Origin of the sequence: Rhodococcus sp. T7, from assembly GCF_009872365.1 — a bacterium.
Lineage (GTDB): Bacteria > Actinomycetota > Actinomycetes > Mycobacteriales > Mycobacteriaceae > Rhodococcus_F.
In genome coordinates this window covers 1-15,392 of record NZ_WXYH01000052.1, presented here as the reverse complement: position 1 = coordinate 15,392, position 15,392 = coordinate 1, and the positions used below count along the sequence as shown (strand labels likewise).

Genomic DNA, 15,392 nt, shown 5'->3' with positions numbered 1-15,392 from the left:
GATTCTCAGCAATCATTCGAATCCGAACGACGCACGAACTTTCAATGAGAATCCGAACTCTTCAACGAGAAGCTACACGAGTCGGCATCATCAGATGCACTGAGTCAGGACAAATCCTGTCCTGACTCAATGAATCTGGCGGACCTGACCAGCGGTTCGCCAGGCTCGGTGCGTCGTTGCCTTGATGAGCGACTCATTGAATTTGGCGAGTACGGAAATAAGTATGGAGATGAAGGTTTCGCCGATTCGCAGCTACACCAGGTGATACTGGGTGATCTCGCCCGGCCAACTCTCCCAGCTCCACTGAGCCGTCCGCCAGATAGCCGACACGACTCGCCAGATTCAGTGATCCTCCGCCACCTTCATTGAGCCAGTGTCGGTTCTTGAGCGATCTGGCGGTGGCGCCCTGCCGTGAGCTGCGGTGCGCCACTTGTCGCGGTCATGTCGTCATCAACCCCTTCTCACGCGATCTGGCGGATTCTGGGGACAGAGGCACCCGAATCGGCGCGACTGCAACACGTGGAACTGCGGTTCCACCGCTTCCGCCACTTCGGATGAGGAGCCTCGCCACATGTGTGAGAACTCCCGCCAGATCAGCTGAGAACCGATAGGAACGACCTCACCGGCCGTTCCAGTTCGTCGACCACCTCCCGGCAACCACCGCCACGGCACCCGACGCTCCACCCCGGACCCGGAGACGAACACCGCCTCGAACTCGTCATCGGCACGGCTCAACTGCGCAATCTCTCCCAGCACCGAGGCATGCGCCACCCGGGCGAGAAACTGCGCCAACGCCGCGCCACCTATGTGAGAAACGCGCCAGATCGACCGAGAACCGACAGCCAGGACAAATCCCCGATTTACACCACCACCCCTTGACACGTTGGTTACGCTCCGATCAGCGCAACGAAGAGAGCATGGATCGGAGCGAATCCCCCGCGTACGGGAATTATTCCGCTCAGGCAATAACCTCTCTCACGCGTCTTGATCGTTCCTTCAGCCTCGGCTACGTCCCCGTACTGTGGCCCACGCTGCCGATCTCCCTGGTCTCGCACTCCGATCAAGAACCCGTCCCAACACCGTCCCAACACCGTCCCAATGCCGTCCCAACATCAAGACTGCTTGACTTACGGGCTTATCCGTGGTGCTCCTCTCAACTAACAGGTCGGCCGTTCACTCCCCGGGAGAGTCGTGAGAAGGGTGTGTCAGTCGATTTCGACACCGAGCTCCTGAGCCTTGGCCGCGCCGAAGCCGACCAACTCGGTGCGGTCAGGACAGTGCGCAATATCCTTCGTCTTCGGCGGCAACGTACTTCGAACGAGCAGTGCCACCGCGCTCTATCGACTGATCATGTCAGGGTGGGCGTCCACAACGATGCGGTAGCCGATGCCGACGAGAACACTGCCGGCGATGCGGACGGTAAGTTGCACCCAGCGCAGATGAGCGCCCCGTTGGTCGGGCACAAGTTCAGCCTGTCCGGCGACGACGAAAGGATTCGGATCGCCCGGACCGCTCGATCCCCACGTGTGCGGTCGCCTCGGTGTCGAAGTAGGGCAGGAAGTCGGGCAGGAACACCGACGCCACATGCGGCTTGGACGCCGAGACGCTGCGGCCGAAGAATTTGCCAACGGTGACTCTCTTAGGGCGCGGAGGCATGCTCGGAGGAGGCTACGTGATCAACGGCACCTGGAATATCTGAACTAGTTCTGATGTAATGGTGTGTATGAGCAAGTCGACTACTACGGCCACATTCTCCGAATTTTTGAGGTCACCCAAGGATGTCCTTGGCGTCCTCGAGGACAGCGGTGAGGTGGTTCTGACTCGCCGGAATGCTCCAGCTCTGCGGTTGACCCAGGAGTCGGCGAGCCGCGCGGAGTTGAGCGCCCTCGGCGTCGTCGGGCAGCTTTTCGCTGCCTCCCTCGATGAGGCGGCGCTCGATCGTGTCGCCACCCGCCTGGCCGTGACACTGCCGTGGATCGGGTTACTCCCTGCGGCCTTGCACGCGGAGTTCGTCGCCGAGTTCCAGGCCACGGCGCGTGCCTGCATCGCTGTGGCCCGCTTCGATCGACTCGCGATCCTGCTCGAAGCATGGAAGGCCACGGCGGAGGCGTACGCCGACCCTCGGTTGACAGCTGATGGCTCCGACTTGGAGTATCTCGATGAACCCGAGGTGGTCGAAGCCCCGGATCTCGGCGCGTGAGCAAGAAGGATGGCCCGGTCCCTCGTCCGATCAAACGTGTCGAATGGCATCTCGTGTTCGCCACGCGTGACGCCGCGAAGGGCTGGACCGATCTGCTGGCGACCGCACGCAACGCCACGGTCGATGCATGGGACACACTCACCCGAGAACCGATAGTGGAGACATCGCGGCTGTATCAGCTCAAGGGCGACTACGCCTACGGGACGTACCAAGGGCGAACCTACGCTCGGTACCAGTACAAGGTGACCGACGGTGGGCGGATCTGGTTCTTCGTCGATCCGGCGCCTAAAGGCGCGAAGAACGCCGGCCGAGTTCTACTCGAGCGATGCGAGCCTGGGCATCCGAAGGAAACCGAGTAAGGCTCAATACGGTCGCTGCGAGCACGCCGAGCGGTGGGGCGCGACCCTGCCCCAAACCGGAGGCCCATTAACGGTCCTGGCCTGCGGGAACCTGTAGGTCAGTGGTGCAGTCGACGTAGGTCGGCGTGGGCGGTGGGTGGCATTTGCGCACGATCTCGGTGTGGCAATAACGTCCTGGCGGGTGTCAGGCTGTCAACTTCTTCATGTGCTCACGCACGGCCGGCACGTATGCCTGGGTCTGGCCGAATGGCGGAATCCCGCCGTAAGTGACGACGGCACCCTCCCCGCCGTTGTAGGCGGCGATGATCAGATCGGTGAAGTCGCCCTTGACGGCTCCACTGTCGTGATGCGGTCGAAGGTAGTCGGCGATGTGGCAGAGATAGCGCCCTTCCGAGGCGATCGCGTCATACGGATTGAACGGGTCGGCAGCGTTCGGTGGTTCCGCTTTTCCGCTTCGATCTAGACCGGAATCCGTACCGAAAGCCTTCCAGGTCTCCGGCATGAACTGACTCATTCCTTCGGCGCCGCCCTGGTTTACGCCATCGCCCTTGCTGACCGCCTTTTCGTTGAACCCGGACTCTTGTTGAACGATGCCGGCAACCAGAACCGGGCTCACCTCTGGGCACAGAGACCCAGCAGCCGAGACTGCGTTGGTGTATTGCGGCGGGATGCTGCCAGGGGCGAACCTGGTCTGATCACCGACCTCTGGCGGGCACGGCTCCGTGGTGGTCGTACCGCCCGGAGCGCTGCCGTAGTGGGAGTCGGCGGTCGGCATCCCGCCGCCCTCGAGTGTGACGTGTACGTGGTCGAAGTGGTTTGCGGTGTAGCCGTGACGGTCCTCCATCAGCGACCAGTCACCGGTGCCGTCCCAGTAGCGCTGTTGCCAGATCACGTACTCGACGCTGAGGGCCGCTTTGTTCTGTTGGAGGTACAGGGCGATCTTGTCGCCGAGTGCCTTCCCTTGGGCGCTCGCGGAGTCGGGAATCATGATGTCGACCGCGCGCCCGGCGGGGTGGTCCTGGGCGACGTCGTCCGTGGGGCGCCAACCGCCGATGGTAGTGATCTCGGGGAAGGCCGCCGCGATTGTGCGCATGACGCGGATCGAGTCGACCTGCATCTGCGCTTCGCTGCCTTTGTCGGCGGGCAGCGGTGGCAGATCTCCACCGGTGGAATCGGTATGTGCGACCAGCTCTGCTGGTCCTCGAGTGGGCGAGATGGTTCCTTGTTGTTTGAGCCACGGAATGGGATCTACTCCCCCGCCCAGTGACCAGCCTCCGGGGTAGACGCCGAAGTGAAGATGCGGTCCACTCGACTGTCCTTCGCTGCCCACCTTGCCGATCAGTTGGCCCGCTGTGACCTTGTCTCCGGTGTGGACGAGGACCCCGGACGCCTGCATGTGCCCGTACAGGGATTCGACGATCTGGCCCTCGATGGTGTGCCGGATCCGAATCCAGTGTCCGTAGCCGGCGGCGGGCTCGGCGGCGATGACTTCGCCGTCACCGGCGGCGTAGAACGGGGTGTCCAGTGGTGCTGCGTAGTCCTGGCCGTCGTGCATGCCTGTCTCGCGCATACCGAAGGGTGAGCTGATTGTGTAGGTGCCTTCGGCCATCGGGACCGCGAGGGATCCGGGCTTGAGTCCCATGAGGCTGCCGCCCCCGGCGTCTGGCACAGGTTGACCGCAGTTCGTGTCACTACCGGTCGTCGCGAGGATGACCAGTATCGGAGCCATCATGATGACCATGGCGAAGGCGGGTATTCCGGCGAGCAGCCACCACCACTTTTTCGAGCTGCCTTCCTGTGCGTCCGGGGTCGACGGTGGTGTGTCGAGGAGCGCCATCAGCGAGCTCGGTGAGCCAGTGCGCTCGGCGTGACTACCGGCGCGGATCCGGACTGCGCGGCGGCAGCGAGCAGCTGAGCAGTCTTCGACCCTGCACCGTTGGGGACCCCTGTTTCAGGAGAGGCGGGTCTGGCTGGTCGCGGGGTGCGGCTCGGTGTAGTCGGCAACATCACCGGCGCCCCAGATGTGGTGGTGAATTCGCGGAATCGGCGACCGTCAGGGCTACTGGTCGTGGTGGCCGAGGCGCGGACCTGGCCAGGGTTGGCGACCGGCAACGACGGGGCGACCCCGATGGGGTGCTTGATGCCGGCCTTGTCCGACACCGCCGTTTTCGACAGTCGACTCCGGACAGCGTCGGCAGCAGCGTTCGTAGCCGCGGTTCCACGACTGGTCTGGGCACCGACCGTGCCTGAGGTGGACTTCGGGTAGCTGTCGGGATCGGCGATCGAGTCGACCTTGTTCTTCGCTCGCTTCGCCGTCGAGGAGAGGACCCGTCCGGCAACCAGCACTGCAGCTGCCCCGCCGGTTGCTGCGGTCGACGTGGCTCCGGCTGCGACTTTTCCGGTCGTTGCCGCGGCAGTGCCGGACTTCTTCGCTAGTGCTCCTGCCCCCTTCACCACGGCCTTTCCGCCCTGGTACATGTGGCGTCCGTTGGCGGCCATCGCAGCAATGTCGCGCGCTGTGGTGGGCGTTGAGCGACTAATGGCGGTCGGTGCGACGTTGGGCCGTTTAGTCAGAATTGTTGCCAGGTTGTCCGACATTCGCTTCATTCCCTTGACCGCTCGGCGGAAGAGGAGAAGTGCGGTGACCAGGAAGATGTCGACGAAGAACACCGTGCGGATCAGGTTCGATTCGTCTGCAGCGAAGAGATCCTCGACGACCATGACGTATCCCACGAGGAAGACGATGGCGAAGATCATCTGCAGCAACGCCATTGCGACGTTGGCGATGGTCCGCCAGAACTGCCCGCGCATCGAGGGTGCGATGGCGAGGACGACTCCTGGTATCGATTTGATGGCATTGCCGATCGAGACACCTGCGGCGATGATCAATCGGCCGGCGAGGTAGATCGCGAAGGCCATGAGGAGTGCGCCGGCGAAGATCAGGAAAAACAGGCCCATCGCTTGTCCGGGACCGGGGTTGTCGGCATAGGCCTTCATCGGCCCGTCCTCCCCCTCACATTTGGCGATGGCATCTTTGACGCGGTCTTCCGGTTTCGCGTCGGGATTGATCAGGTCAAGGGCTACGCCTGCCCCAGGGGCGATCTCGGAGACGACGTCCTGCGCTTTGTCTGCAAGTCCTGGCTCCTTGGGCTTCGCGAGGTACGCGGCGTCGAACTCTTTGACGCATTTCCCGTTGTTTTCCGGGGCATCGAGAACGACTCCGAAGTTGATCAGTTGCGTTGGTTGGCGGATGAACGTGTCGATGAGTTTCGATTCGATCGTTTCGATCTCGGTCTGCGGGTTTCCGCTGGTATCACCGCCGTTGGCGAGCCCGGAGGCGACTTCCAGGCCGGCATCTCGCGCCGACAGCACCAGTCCGTTGTCCCCGAGGACGCGATCGACCGGGTTCGAGAGAACGCCCGCGGCCGCGGCCGCGATGACGCAGGACATGAGGAGCTCGTAGATTCCGGTGGAGAATCGGCCGCGGATGATCCAGATGGCGACGCTGAGTCCGGCGACTGTGAGCATCAGCGGGGTCAGCGCGAACTGGTCGGTGATGGTGGTGACCGAGTCGGCGATGGTGCGCACGGGTGTGAGGATCAGGTCGAGCCATTCGAACGAGAGCACCCAGGTGATGAACCAGATGGCCGTTGCCATCAGGAAGCGGAAGACCTCGTATTCGAGGGTGATGATGTACGCCCAGATCATGCGCCAGCCGCCGCCCACTGAGGCGTTGCCTTTGTCGATGGACAGGAAATAGCTCCACGCGTCGATGCCGTGCGAATCTTTCAGATTCATCCAGGCGAAGAACGGGCTCGCACCGCCGCCGCCGGCGGGATCGGCGAGAGCCGGGGTGGCCACGATCATCAAGAGGGCGCCGGCCGCGTGCCAGCCGGCGATGAGGCGGATGAGTAGCCGGCTCCACCAGCGTGCCCACAGCCAGCGGGTTACTGGACGGGTCAGGTGTATCAGTGCGGTCAGCCAGGATTGCGGAATCCATGCGGTGACAAGCCACAGCAGTGAGCGTTTGGCCGCGGCGCGGACACTGAAATACTCCCGGGGTTCGGGGCCGCCGACCACCTCCCGTTCACGGGAGGACGCCGCGGCCGCGGTCATGCTTTCACCAGCTTGTTGTCCTTCGGAGTGGTCGACACTGCAATTCGGCGAGACTCGGTTGCAGGCAGCAGCGTCTTGATACGGCCGACGTTTCCGCTGCCATCGCGCATGTAACCTTCACCGCGGCGGTGAGGTTCGACGTACTTGTCTTTTCCGGTTACCGGAGCTGTCTGCTCCATGTATTGCTTGACCAGTCCGTAGTCGTCCGGGTCGAGGCCAAGCCATTCAATGGCGCGCTTGGCGAGGGTTTCGTCTGTATGACGGTGCGCGATGCGGGTCTTGATCAGTCCGCGCAGCTTCGGGGTGCCGAACGCGCAGTCCTGGTCGCCGAGTCCCACGGCGGCCGAGGACTTGCGGCCCTGCAGCACGAAGTCCTCGACGATGTCGACTCCGTCGTCGGCGCCCAGGAGGTGGTGTGCCTCGTCGACGAGGAACAACGCCATCTGGTCGGGGTCGGCGAAGCACTGTCCGCGGGCGACCTTCGCGATCAGGGTGTACACCGCGTGGCCGAACCGCTTCTCCAGCGGCAGGTTCTCGTAGAGGTGTTGTTTCTCGGTCTGCAGCTGGGTTGGTAAGTCGACCTTGTGGGTGCGGAAAATGATGCCGGGAGCAGTAATGGGCAGCGGGGGTAGATCTTTGCCGAACAGTGCCGCCGCGTAGGTGCGGCGGGCGTAGACGTTCATTGCTTCGCCGAGATCTTGGGCGTGGGCGATCGGGCAAGCACCGGACAGGAGGTGTTCGGTCAGCTCGCCCAAACCCTGGTAGGGGTGCTCTGCGCGGTATTCGGGCTCGATCACTTTTGCCAATGCGATGCCCAGGTCTGAGGAAGGCTGGATCCGGAGCAGTGTCAACAACACGGACTGGGCCATTTCTGCTGCGAGTCCGGCCTCGAAGATCCTCAGTGGATCCATGCTGTATTCGGGTTCGACGAGGTCGACCACGACTGCTTCGGTGACGGCGCGTGCCCAGTTGGCGTACTCGCCGAGATCGCTTTGGTCGATGCCGATGACCTGCCCTCCGCAGTCGACGACCTGGCCGGCGATCACCTTCATGGTGACCGACTTGCCCGATCCGAGCTCACCGGTGACCGCGAAGGATCCGGACTGGTCGCGTAGGGACTTTCCGGCGACGTCGTGGTGAACCACACCGATCCGAGAGGTGGTGATGTTCAGTGCCAACAGCGGACCGCTGCCATCGCCGAGTTCGTTGCGAATGAACGGCATGTACGCCGCGAAATGCGTCGATGTGGTGATCTGCGCGAACTCGCGGACGATCTTCGATGTGGGGACGCCAGGCAACATCGCCCACCACAGGTCTTCCTGGTAGCCGACCGGCGCGACCACCTTGTATTCCTGCTGTTCGAACGCTTTCACCAATGCCTTCGCATCAGCGAGTGCACGCTCCTCGGAATCAGCTCCTACCGCGAACAACGCCGTCCAGGCAACCTCGACCTCATCGCGGTTCGTCTCGAGCAACGAGGTGTATTCGGTCAACGCGGCGGCAGCGAGGTCGAGAACACCTTGGCCGCCGGCCAACTCTCCTTCCCGCTGTTCGTACTGCTCCTTCAGGTTCTCGAGTGCGCGCTTGTTCGCTCGCATGACATCGGCACCGGCGGTTACCTTGAGCCGTACGGCGAAATCGACATCAATATCGCCGAAGTCGTCAGCGAGGGTGAAGAACTCCGAGCCGGGGAAATAGACGCCACCGGCGGGGGTGTCAGCGAGCGCGAGGAGCACTTGGTAGGAGGCCGGGTGGTCGACGATTTCGTACGGCTGGTCGACTTTCAGGACCCGACTGAACGTCGGGACCTTGCCTCGCCAACCCGAAGCCTTCTCTCGATCCGATTGGGCGCCCTCGTCGATCCGGCATGCGGTCAGGGCGGCACCTGACTTTGCTCCTGGCGTCACGGCTGCGTCGGGCAGGTCAGGGTCGACATGCAGTCCGCGCGTCATCGCGTGCTGCCACAGCCACACCATCTGAGCGGGAGTGGCAGGTTGCGGATCGAAGACACCGGGGATGTCGGCCATGATCCGGTTGGCCTGCCGGACACGGGCCCGGATCTCGTCATCGTCAAGTGCGGTCCGCGGCAGCCCGATGTAGTCGGAGAGTGTGGTCCAGGCCGAATGAGCGGCGGCCTTGACCTGATCGACGACCTTGGGTGTGGTCAGCGGAATGCTCAGCCAGTAGATCCTCTGCCCCGGGCGGTATAGCTCGATCGAGTCGAGAGTCGCTTCGCATTCGGTTGCCCAGTCCGGGTGTGCATCGAGATCGACGCCTTCGGTCATTCGGGAAACGATGGCTTCGGCGCTCAACGATGCTGCGATGCCCATCAACAGTGACTCGCCCGGAAGGGCGCGGACGAGCATCGTGTGCAGGGTACGAGCAGTGCGCTTGTCCACATCGGGGCGGTAACCGTAGTCGATGCCCGTGAGCACGTAGTCCGCCCAGACAACGCCGGACTTCGTCCACCGGATGTTCGCGGCCATTGACAGTGTCGGCTGTTCCATAGTGGCGGTGCTTTCTACTCGGAGGTGCCTGCAGCAGCCAGAGCGAGGAGTTCCTTGACGCTCGATCGGCCGGCGCGATGGGTGGGCCCGCTTGCCGGTGTGGGCACCGGAGCGGAGGTCTGCGGTCGTGGTGCGACAGGTTCCGCCGATGCGGTTTCGGTGACCTCGGCGGTGGCGATGTGCACGGCCTGCGGGACGACCGTGGCGCTGAGTTCGGCGGCCGTGGGGTCGGCAGTGATGTAGCCACTCGGACGCACGAGGTGGGGTGGCCGGATGGTCACCCGGCGGCCGTTGATCTGGATCTTGGCACCGGCCGGCGCGAAGGCTGCGGCGCAGATTCCCTGTGCCACTGAGGCGGGGCTCCGGCCGGCAAACCGGACTTTGCCGACGACAAAGACGGTGCCCAGTGACCAGAAGGCGAAGAATCCGACGTTCCAGGAAATGCTGTCCCGAAGCCACAGTGGATGCAGGAGCCACAGGAGCGCACCGACGATTGCGCCGCTGACGGCTTGCGGAACGGTGTAGGGACCGAACGGCAGCTTCTTTCCGTCAGGTGTACGCCCGATCAGCTGCGGCACCTTGCGAGCGCGGGTGAAGTTCTTGATGACTTCCCCGGTGGTGCGATCGTCACTCATCGCAGCACCGGCCCACTCGTGACTTCATGCCGGCGAAGCCGCGAACCCGCTTCCGCAGTGCTAGCTACATCGAACATGGGAGCCCTCCTTGTAAGAGGTCGGTGGCGCAACGAGGTCAGTGCTGGCAAGGCATCTTTCAGCCGGTGCGAACGAGCGGAGATCACACGGGAAGGTCTAAGCCGGAAATCGGCTCGGCCACGATGTGCACCACGGCGGGAGCGCTCTCCAACTCCTCACCTGTCGAGTCCTTCAGGACGTCCATGTTGAAGACGACCCACAGTGCTGCACCGCCGATGAGCGCGGAAGTGATGAGCCGGGCAACTGTGAATGAGGCCATCAGATTCTTGAGAAGGAAGAACAAAACGAGGCAGCCGGCGGCCGACTGGAGGAGCAGCTTGCCGTTGCTGGTGAACTCCTGCGCCTTGTCGAAAAGCCCTGCGGCGAGGACCGCGTTGTTGGGATCGGTGGTTGCGAGCGCAATGGACATGATGGGTTACCTTCCGGATGAATGAGGATCGGTTCCTGACGGGGAAAAAAGCGGCACGTCGCCGGCAGTCGGCACCGAAAGTGCGGGGGTCTGTCCTGAATCAGGCGATGCGGACTCCGGGGCACCGGCACTTGGTGTGGTCGAGCTCGGTGCGGTCGTTGACGAGGATGGTGTTCGGGGTGCCGCCGGCGGGTACAACGGCGTTGCGTCAATTGCGCTGACCTCCCACCGGCCGCCGCGGGAGGTCATCGTCAGCGCGTACTGCCCACTGACCGAATCGACCTCGGCGACTTTCTGCGCTGCCGTCACCAGGAGGCGCACAACATCACCGTCAGGCAGCGGTGCCGATGCACTGGCAGCACTCAGGTCTTCCGACGAATAGACATCGGTGATTGCCACTCTGCGATACGGCGCCGGAACAATCGGGGCGATCGAAACCCCCGGCGTGAGATAGCGCGCTACTTCCCCGTTGCCGGTCAACATCGCGGACAGGAACTCGTGCGCGGACGTGGCGATGGGATGGTTGGCGACCCGGTACTTGTAGCCGAGCTTGACGTCGATCGAGGTCGACGGTTCAGCTACTTCGGCGGGGAGTGCGGCGGCCCTCACGCCCGCTTCGGTGACCACAACCGGCACCTGAAAGTAGCGACGAACTGTGGCCGCATTCGCGTCCGAGGCGGCTCGAACTGACACCGAGATCGTCACCGCGTATGTCCGTGACTTCTGCTCGTAGTCGATCGACGCGACGGCCGGATCAGTCGCGGCAAACAACGGCGCGGTCGGAAGGCTGGGGCTTCCCGAGACGAAATGATCGAGTTCTTGTTCATTCCCACGCGATGCCTGGAGCCAGGCAACGACGAACTGCCGAGCAAGATCTTCGGCTTTCGCTTGACCGATTGTGTCGACGTCTGCGGTGTCCTTGGTGGCGTTGTCGGTGAGGTTCGGGGTGGGCGAGGATCCGAAGACGACGAGGATCAGGGCAACTATTCCGGCGCCGAGTGCGGCAAGGATTCCTGCCTTGAGAAGTCGGGTGGTCCACACCTGCCGAAGGCCCCACTGTGCACGCACCGCGCGCGCCAACTCCTCGGCTTCGGCGACAACGGAGTCGACGCTATTTTCAGTCGCGGGATCGGTCTTGCTCTTGGGGCTGCGGCCGAAGTTGTTGATTTTCGCGAGGTCGATTTTCATCGGATGCCGGCTTCTGTCGTCGGGTCGGACGTTCTGCAATCGGGGACGGAATCCGCGATGTCGAATGCGGACGCCCGCGACAGCGCGGCGCGCGCGGCTGGCGCTTCGACGAACACCAACAGCCACAGCGAAGTGTTCGCCTCTTCATCGAGAGGGTTCACCGCCAGGGCTGCCGCGACTCGACGGATCTCCTCGGTGACGGCGTGCACGTAGCCGAGATCGTGCAGCTGGGCTTGCAGCGAGTTGTCGAGCTCGTGCATCCGGTCCTCCTGGCGACTGGGGTGTGGAAGAGCGCCACACAGAAAAAGTGGGCTTCTACTTGGAGGAAGATCCGGGTCCGGGGGCTTGAGTGACATCGTTCGCGAAACTTTCTTGAAGTTTTTCTGCAGTCACCAAGGGGTTATTGCCTCAGCCGAAAGAGCGCACGTGAGGGGCACTCCCTGGCCCACCGCCGCACAGCCGGAACCTTCACGGCAACAACGCCCTGGCAATAACGACAGCCCCTCCGGCAACAACAAACACGCAGGTCAGAGGCAATATCCGGTTGCTGTACTGGGCGCGAGACCACCTCGCCCGCGCCCAGAGGAGACCGATCGTGGAAACGTCCACCCACGCACCCACCGCCATCACAGCGTCATCGGCAACGCCGGTTCGCAGCACCGCGCAGAGCAATCTGTACAGCCGCTTGAACACCGAGTGGATGTACCTCTGCGCTCGCCCCGCCGCCGAAGTCTTGACGTGGTCGGTGAGCCGGGCCGCGCTCCGTGACGTCGCGGATCTCAACGATCTCGCCGCGGCGCACCGCCGAGATCGTGATGGTGTGCTTCTGGCGCTGCTGAGACTGCATCAGGAAGGAAGCGCCCTTGCCGGGCGAGCGCTACTGCAGCTGATGCTCGGCAAGCTCATCTCCCTGACGCGCCACGCACGGGTCAGTGGGCACGATCGGTATTACGCGTGCGATGAGAGAGCGGCCTCCACTGTGGCCACGTTTATGTCACTGATCGCCACCTACAGGCCCTCCGGTGAGAACGTCTACGCGGCGCTCTTCCTGCACACGCTGAAGAAGATCACGTGCGAGGAAACCTTCACCCAGGAGATCCCCGCCTCCGATGTCATGGACGAGTCCGACAGTGCTGAGAACGAGCCGGAAGCGGATATCTCTGCTCCGGCTCTGCTCTCCTGGGCGGTCGAAAAGAAGGTCATCAACGACCTCGATCGCACCCTGATTCAGCGGGCATACCTCGAGCAGACCGATTGCGACCTGGCCGTGATTGCCGCGGAGATTGGGATGACTCCGGCAGCGCTTCGCCAGCGGCTCTACCGCGCGGTCACACGCATTCGCAAAAGTGTCGTCGCCTCCAACCCGCCGACTCCTCGACCCCGGTTTGCACGTGGTCGTCGTCGGACTGCAACGACTACTGCGGTGATCTGATGATCCGTAGTCTCGCGCCTCTGTTCACCGTCATGGTCTTCATCGCGGCGGCGTTTCTTCTGACCGAAACGTCCTTGCTCCTCGAAGCGACGCGAGGATTCGATGCTGCACTCACCCGCCCCGCAATCGCTCGTCCCGGACTGCTCGCCGAGTCCTCGCATGTGATGAGCAGAGTCGCTCTCACTGTCGCTGACTTTCTGCCCCGCGACATCACCACTCATATCGACAGCGGTCGGGTCATCGTGCCGGCGCTGTATCGCTGACGAAGAGAGAACACTCATGACAAACCTTCACGCACCATCATCTGAGGACGGTCGCGCCAACGACAGCGGCCGGGTTGCCCTGCTCGTCGCCTCCTTGCTCGCTGCACTCCTCGCCTCGCTCATCGCGGTTGTGTCGCCAAGTCAGGCCGGGGCGGCGCCGGCATCATCGGGCTGCCCGGCAGTGGAAGTGGTGATGATGCCGGGAACGTTCGAGACGGACTCGACCGCCAATCCCGACGTCGCGAAGGGTCTGCTCAAGCAGGTCACCGATCCTCTTTCCCAGCTGTTCGGTAGCTCCATCAAGATCACCTATCCGGCGTACGAAGCGTCCGCCTTCAACAAGGGCAAGACCTATGGCATCAGTAAGGCATCTGGCATCGCGGCCGGCGCGCGCGTGATGCAGACTCGTGCAACGCAATGCCCGAACACTCTGTTCGCACTCGGCGGCTACAGCCAGGGTGCGGACGTGGCCGGCGACTTGGCGTGGTTGATCGGCCACGACAAGGGTCCGATCCCGGCAGAGAAGTTGATCGCTGTCGGTCTTGTTGCTGACCCACGGCAGAGTTCGAATGGCGACAACACTCTCGTCGGTCCTCCCGTCGACGGTGTTGGGATCGCGGGGGCCAGGCCGGGCGGGTTCGGAAAGACTGCTGCAGTCACGCGTTCGTACTGCGCCCCCGACGACCTCTACTGCTCGACCAACGCCGGCAAGGATGGATTGCTCGCCGGACTTGGACGGGTGCTTGCGCAGCCTCCGACTGCTTCCGGTCCGCAGCAGAGCGATGGATTTCAGCCCACCACCGCGGGTCTGCAGAACGCCTTGGTGTCCGACTACTCGAAGGTCGATCTTCCGGGATTGGCCGGCAACATCGAGACCCTCCAGCAACAGCTGCAGTCCGGCGCTCCGGACCTGAAGAGCATGGAATCGGCGGCGACAGATGTTGCCAACACCCTTGTTCCGGTGGTCGATACGACCAGCTGGGTTACCCAGAATCCGGCTGTGGAACAGACGCTCAAGACCGCGGACGCGTCGACTCCCGAATACGCCGCCGGCCAGCTCGTCGACAAGGTCAAAGGCATCGACCTTACGAGTGCATTTCAGGCCGCGGACACCATCGCGCGGACGGTTCAGAATGCCTCCACGCCGGATCAGGTGCAGCAGCTGCAGACATCGGTGGATACCTTGTCCACTCAGGTCTCCCCCTTGGCCGCTACTCCGGCTGATGGTCTGTCACTCGCGGCGGACGCACTTTCGATCATCAAGCCGAGCGTGCTCATCAACCAGGTCACGCACATCGGGACGAACGCATTCGACCTCGCCAACAACATCCCTGCAGTCCTCGACATCGTGTTCAACCGGATCCCGCACATTGTTCTCGATCCGGGTCTCGATCCGATGGCCAAGGTCAAGGCTGTCCACGCCGAATTCGACCGGATCAATGTCCTGTTCGAGCCACTCATCACGCTCGCCGCCGGGCTCGACTACAAGACCGCGGCGGCCCTGATCGCGATGATTCCCGACCCATCCGGCGCCGCACAGATCATCTCGATGATCGTCGGCGTCGTCGGGAATCTCGACATCATTGGTCTGGCGAACACCGCTGGCGAACTCCAAAAACAGCTCTGGCACGCCATCGAAACCGGCGACATCATCGGAGCCGGCCTCGGCGCACTCCCCCACATCCTCGACTTCGCGAAGATCGCGGTGGGCACACTCAGCGGTGGCCAGAAGACCGACGCGTCCAAGCTCGGTTCGGTGTCGGCGTCCACGACGACCGGACAGCAGATCATGCAGCAGTCACAGGCTGGGGACCTTGGAAAGCTCGCCTCGAGCCTCACCGCCCTGGCAGGCTCTGACGGTGCAAACGCCCTTTCCCAGATCGGTGCTGAAGGGGTGAAGTTCGCCTCATTCATCGGGTCCGGAACTCACCAGAACTACGGGGAGCTCGTCGTCGATTCATCAGGCACTACGGCTGTCCGTGGCCATGAGAAAGTACCCACTGGTGGCCAGGTCGAGGTCCCCACTGGTGGCCAGATAAAAGTCCCCACCCCGTGTTCGTCGTGTCGATCAGGAACTTGTGGCCCGAGCGGTGACGGTGAAGGTGCCAACCACACACCGCACCACCCGGGGAGTTCCATTGAAGTCTGCGAGGGACCGTATGGTTATGCGGGTGATCGTCAAGAGGCCGCGTCCCCGTCGAGGCG

13 protein-coding genes are annotated in these 15,392 nt (G+C 63.1%); 5 read left to right on the top strand and 8 right to left on the bottom strand.

The window, feature by feature from the left end; genetic code table 11:
- Positions 1 to 1,205: 1,205 nt before the first annotated feature.
- Positions 1,206 to 1,331: a hypothetical protein gene (locus tag MLGJGCBP_RS53155; protein WP_268960729.1), complete on the bottom strand. Its 126-nt coding sequence runs from the start codon at positions 1,329 to 1,331 to the stop codon at positions 1,206 to 1,208.
- A 392-nt stretch (positions 1,332 to 1,723) separates the two neighbouring features.
- Between MLGJGCBP_RS53155 and MLGJGCBP_RS07570 the strand changes: the two genes are divergently transcribed.
- Both MLGJGCBP_RS07570 and MLGJGCBP_RS07565 read left to right on the top strand, forming a co-directional pair.
- Positions 1,724 to 2,200: a hypothetical protein gene (locus tag MLGJGCBP_RS07570; RefSeq protein WP_043827368.1), complete on the top strand. Its 477-nt coding sequence runs from the start codon at positions 1,724 to 1,726 to the stop codon at positions 2,198 to 2,200.
- Positions 2,197 to 2,559 carry a hypothetical protein gene (locus tag MLGJGCBP_RS07565; RefSeq protein ID WP_012686751.1) on the top strand — a complete coding sequence of 121 codons (363 nt, stop codon included), beginning with the start codon at positions 2,197 to 2,199 and terminating at the stop codon, positions 2,557 to 2,559. The genes MLGJGCBP_RS07570 and MLGJGCBP_RS07565 overlap by 4 nt, the downstream gene beginning before the upstream one ends.
- Positions 2,560 to 2,743: 184 nt before the next feature.
- On the opposite strand, the gene MLGJGCBP_RS07560 is transcribed toward MLGJGCBP_RS07565, so the two are convergent.
- From MLGJGCBP_RS07560 to MLGJGCBP_RS07530, 7 genes are all read right to left on the bottom strand, one after another.
- Entirely contained in the window at positions 2,744 to 4,396 is a 1,653-nt protein-coding gene (locus tag MLGJGCBP_RS07560; protein WP_012686750.1) for a M23 family metallopeptidase, read from the bottom strand.
- Complete coding sequence (locus MLGJGCBP_RS07555) at positions 4,396 to 6,675, bottom strand: hypothetical protein (RefSeq protein WP_012686749.1); 2,280 nt, start codon at positions 6,673 to 6,675, stop codon at positions 4,396 to 4,398. The genes MLGJGCBP_RS07560 and MLGJGCBP_RS07555 overlap by 1 nt, the downstream gene beginning before the upstream one ends.
- A complete protein-coding gene (locus MLGJGCBP_RS07550; RefSeq protein WP_012686748.1) occupies positions 6,672 to 9,182 on the bottom strand; it encodes an ATP-binding protein in 2,511 nt (836 codons plus the stop codon). Before MLGJGCBP_RS07550 ends, MLGJGCBP_RS07555 begins: the two co-directional genes overlap by 4 nt.
- Positions 9,183 to 9,196: 14 nt before the next feature.
- Positions 9,197 to 9,817 carry a hypothetical protein gene (locus tag MLGJGCBP_RS07545; protein ID WP_012686747.1) on the bottom strand — a complete coding sequence of 207 codons (621 nt, stop codon included), beginning with the start codon at positions 9,815 to 9,817 and terminating at the stop codon, positions 9,197 to 9,199.
- 160 nt (positions 9,818 to 9,977) lie between these two features.
- Positions 9,978 to 10,304, bottom strand: a complete 327-nt coding sequence (locus MLGJGCBP_RS07540; protein WP_012686746.1) for a hypothetical protein — start codon at positions 10,302 to 10,304, stop codon at positions 9,978 to 9,980.
- A 6-nt stretch (positions 10,305 to 10,310) separates the two neighbouring features.
- The gene (locus MLGJGCBP_RS07535) at positions 10,311 to 11,492 is read right to left on the bottom strand and encodes a conjugal transfer protein (RefSeq protein WP_012686745.1); all 1,182 of its coding nucleotides are present in this window, start codon (positions 11,490 to 11,492) and stop codon (positions 10,311 to 10,313) included.
- Complete coding sequence (locus tag MLGJGCBP_RS07530; protein WP_012686744.1) at positions 11,489 to 11,752, bottom strand: hypothetical protein; 264 nt, start codon at positions 11,750 to 11,752, stop codon at positions 11,489 to 11,491. The genes MLGJGCBP_RS07535 and MLGJGCBP_RS07530 overlap by 4 nt, the downstream gene beginning before the upstream one ends.
- Positions 11,753 to 12,087: 335 nt before the next feature.
- Between MLGJGCBP_RS07530 and MLGJGCBP_RS07525 the strand changes: the two genes are divergently transcribed.
- From MLGJGCBP_RS07525 to MLGJGCBP_RS07515, 3 genes are all read left to right on the top strand, one after another.
- On the top strand, positions 12,088 to 12,924 hold the full coding sequence (locus MLGJGCBP_RS07525) for a sigma-70 family RNA polymerase sigma factor (RefSeq protein WP_012686743.1): 837 nt from the start codon (positions 12,088 to 12,090) through the stop codon (positions 12,922 to 12,924).
- Positions 12,924 to 13,187 carry a hypothetical protein gene (locus tag MLGJGCBP_RS07520; protein ID WP_012686742.1) on the top strand — a complete coding sequence of 88 codons (264 nt, stop codon included), beginning with the start codon at positions 12,924 to 12,926 and terminating at the stop codon, positions 13,185 to 13,187. Before MLGJGCBP_RS07525 ends, MLGJGCBP_RS07520 begins: the two co-directional genes overlap by 1 nt.
- 193 nt (positions 13,188 to 13,380) lie before the next feature.
- A partial coding sequence (locus MLGJGCBP_RS07515) for a cutinase family protein (RefSeq protein WP_236580965.1) occupies positions 13,381 to 15,392 on the top strand: 2,012 nt, incomplete at its 3' end.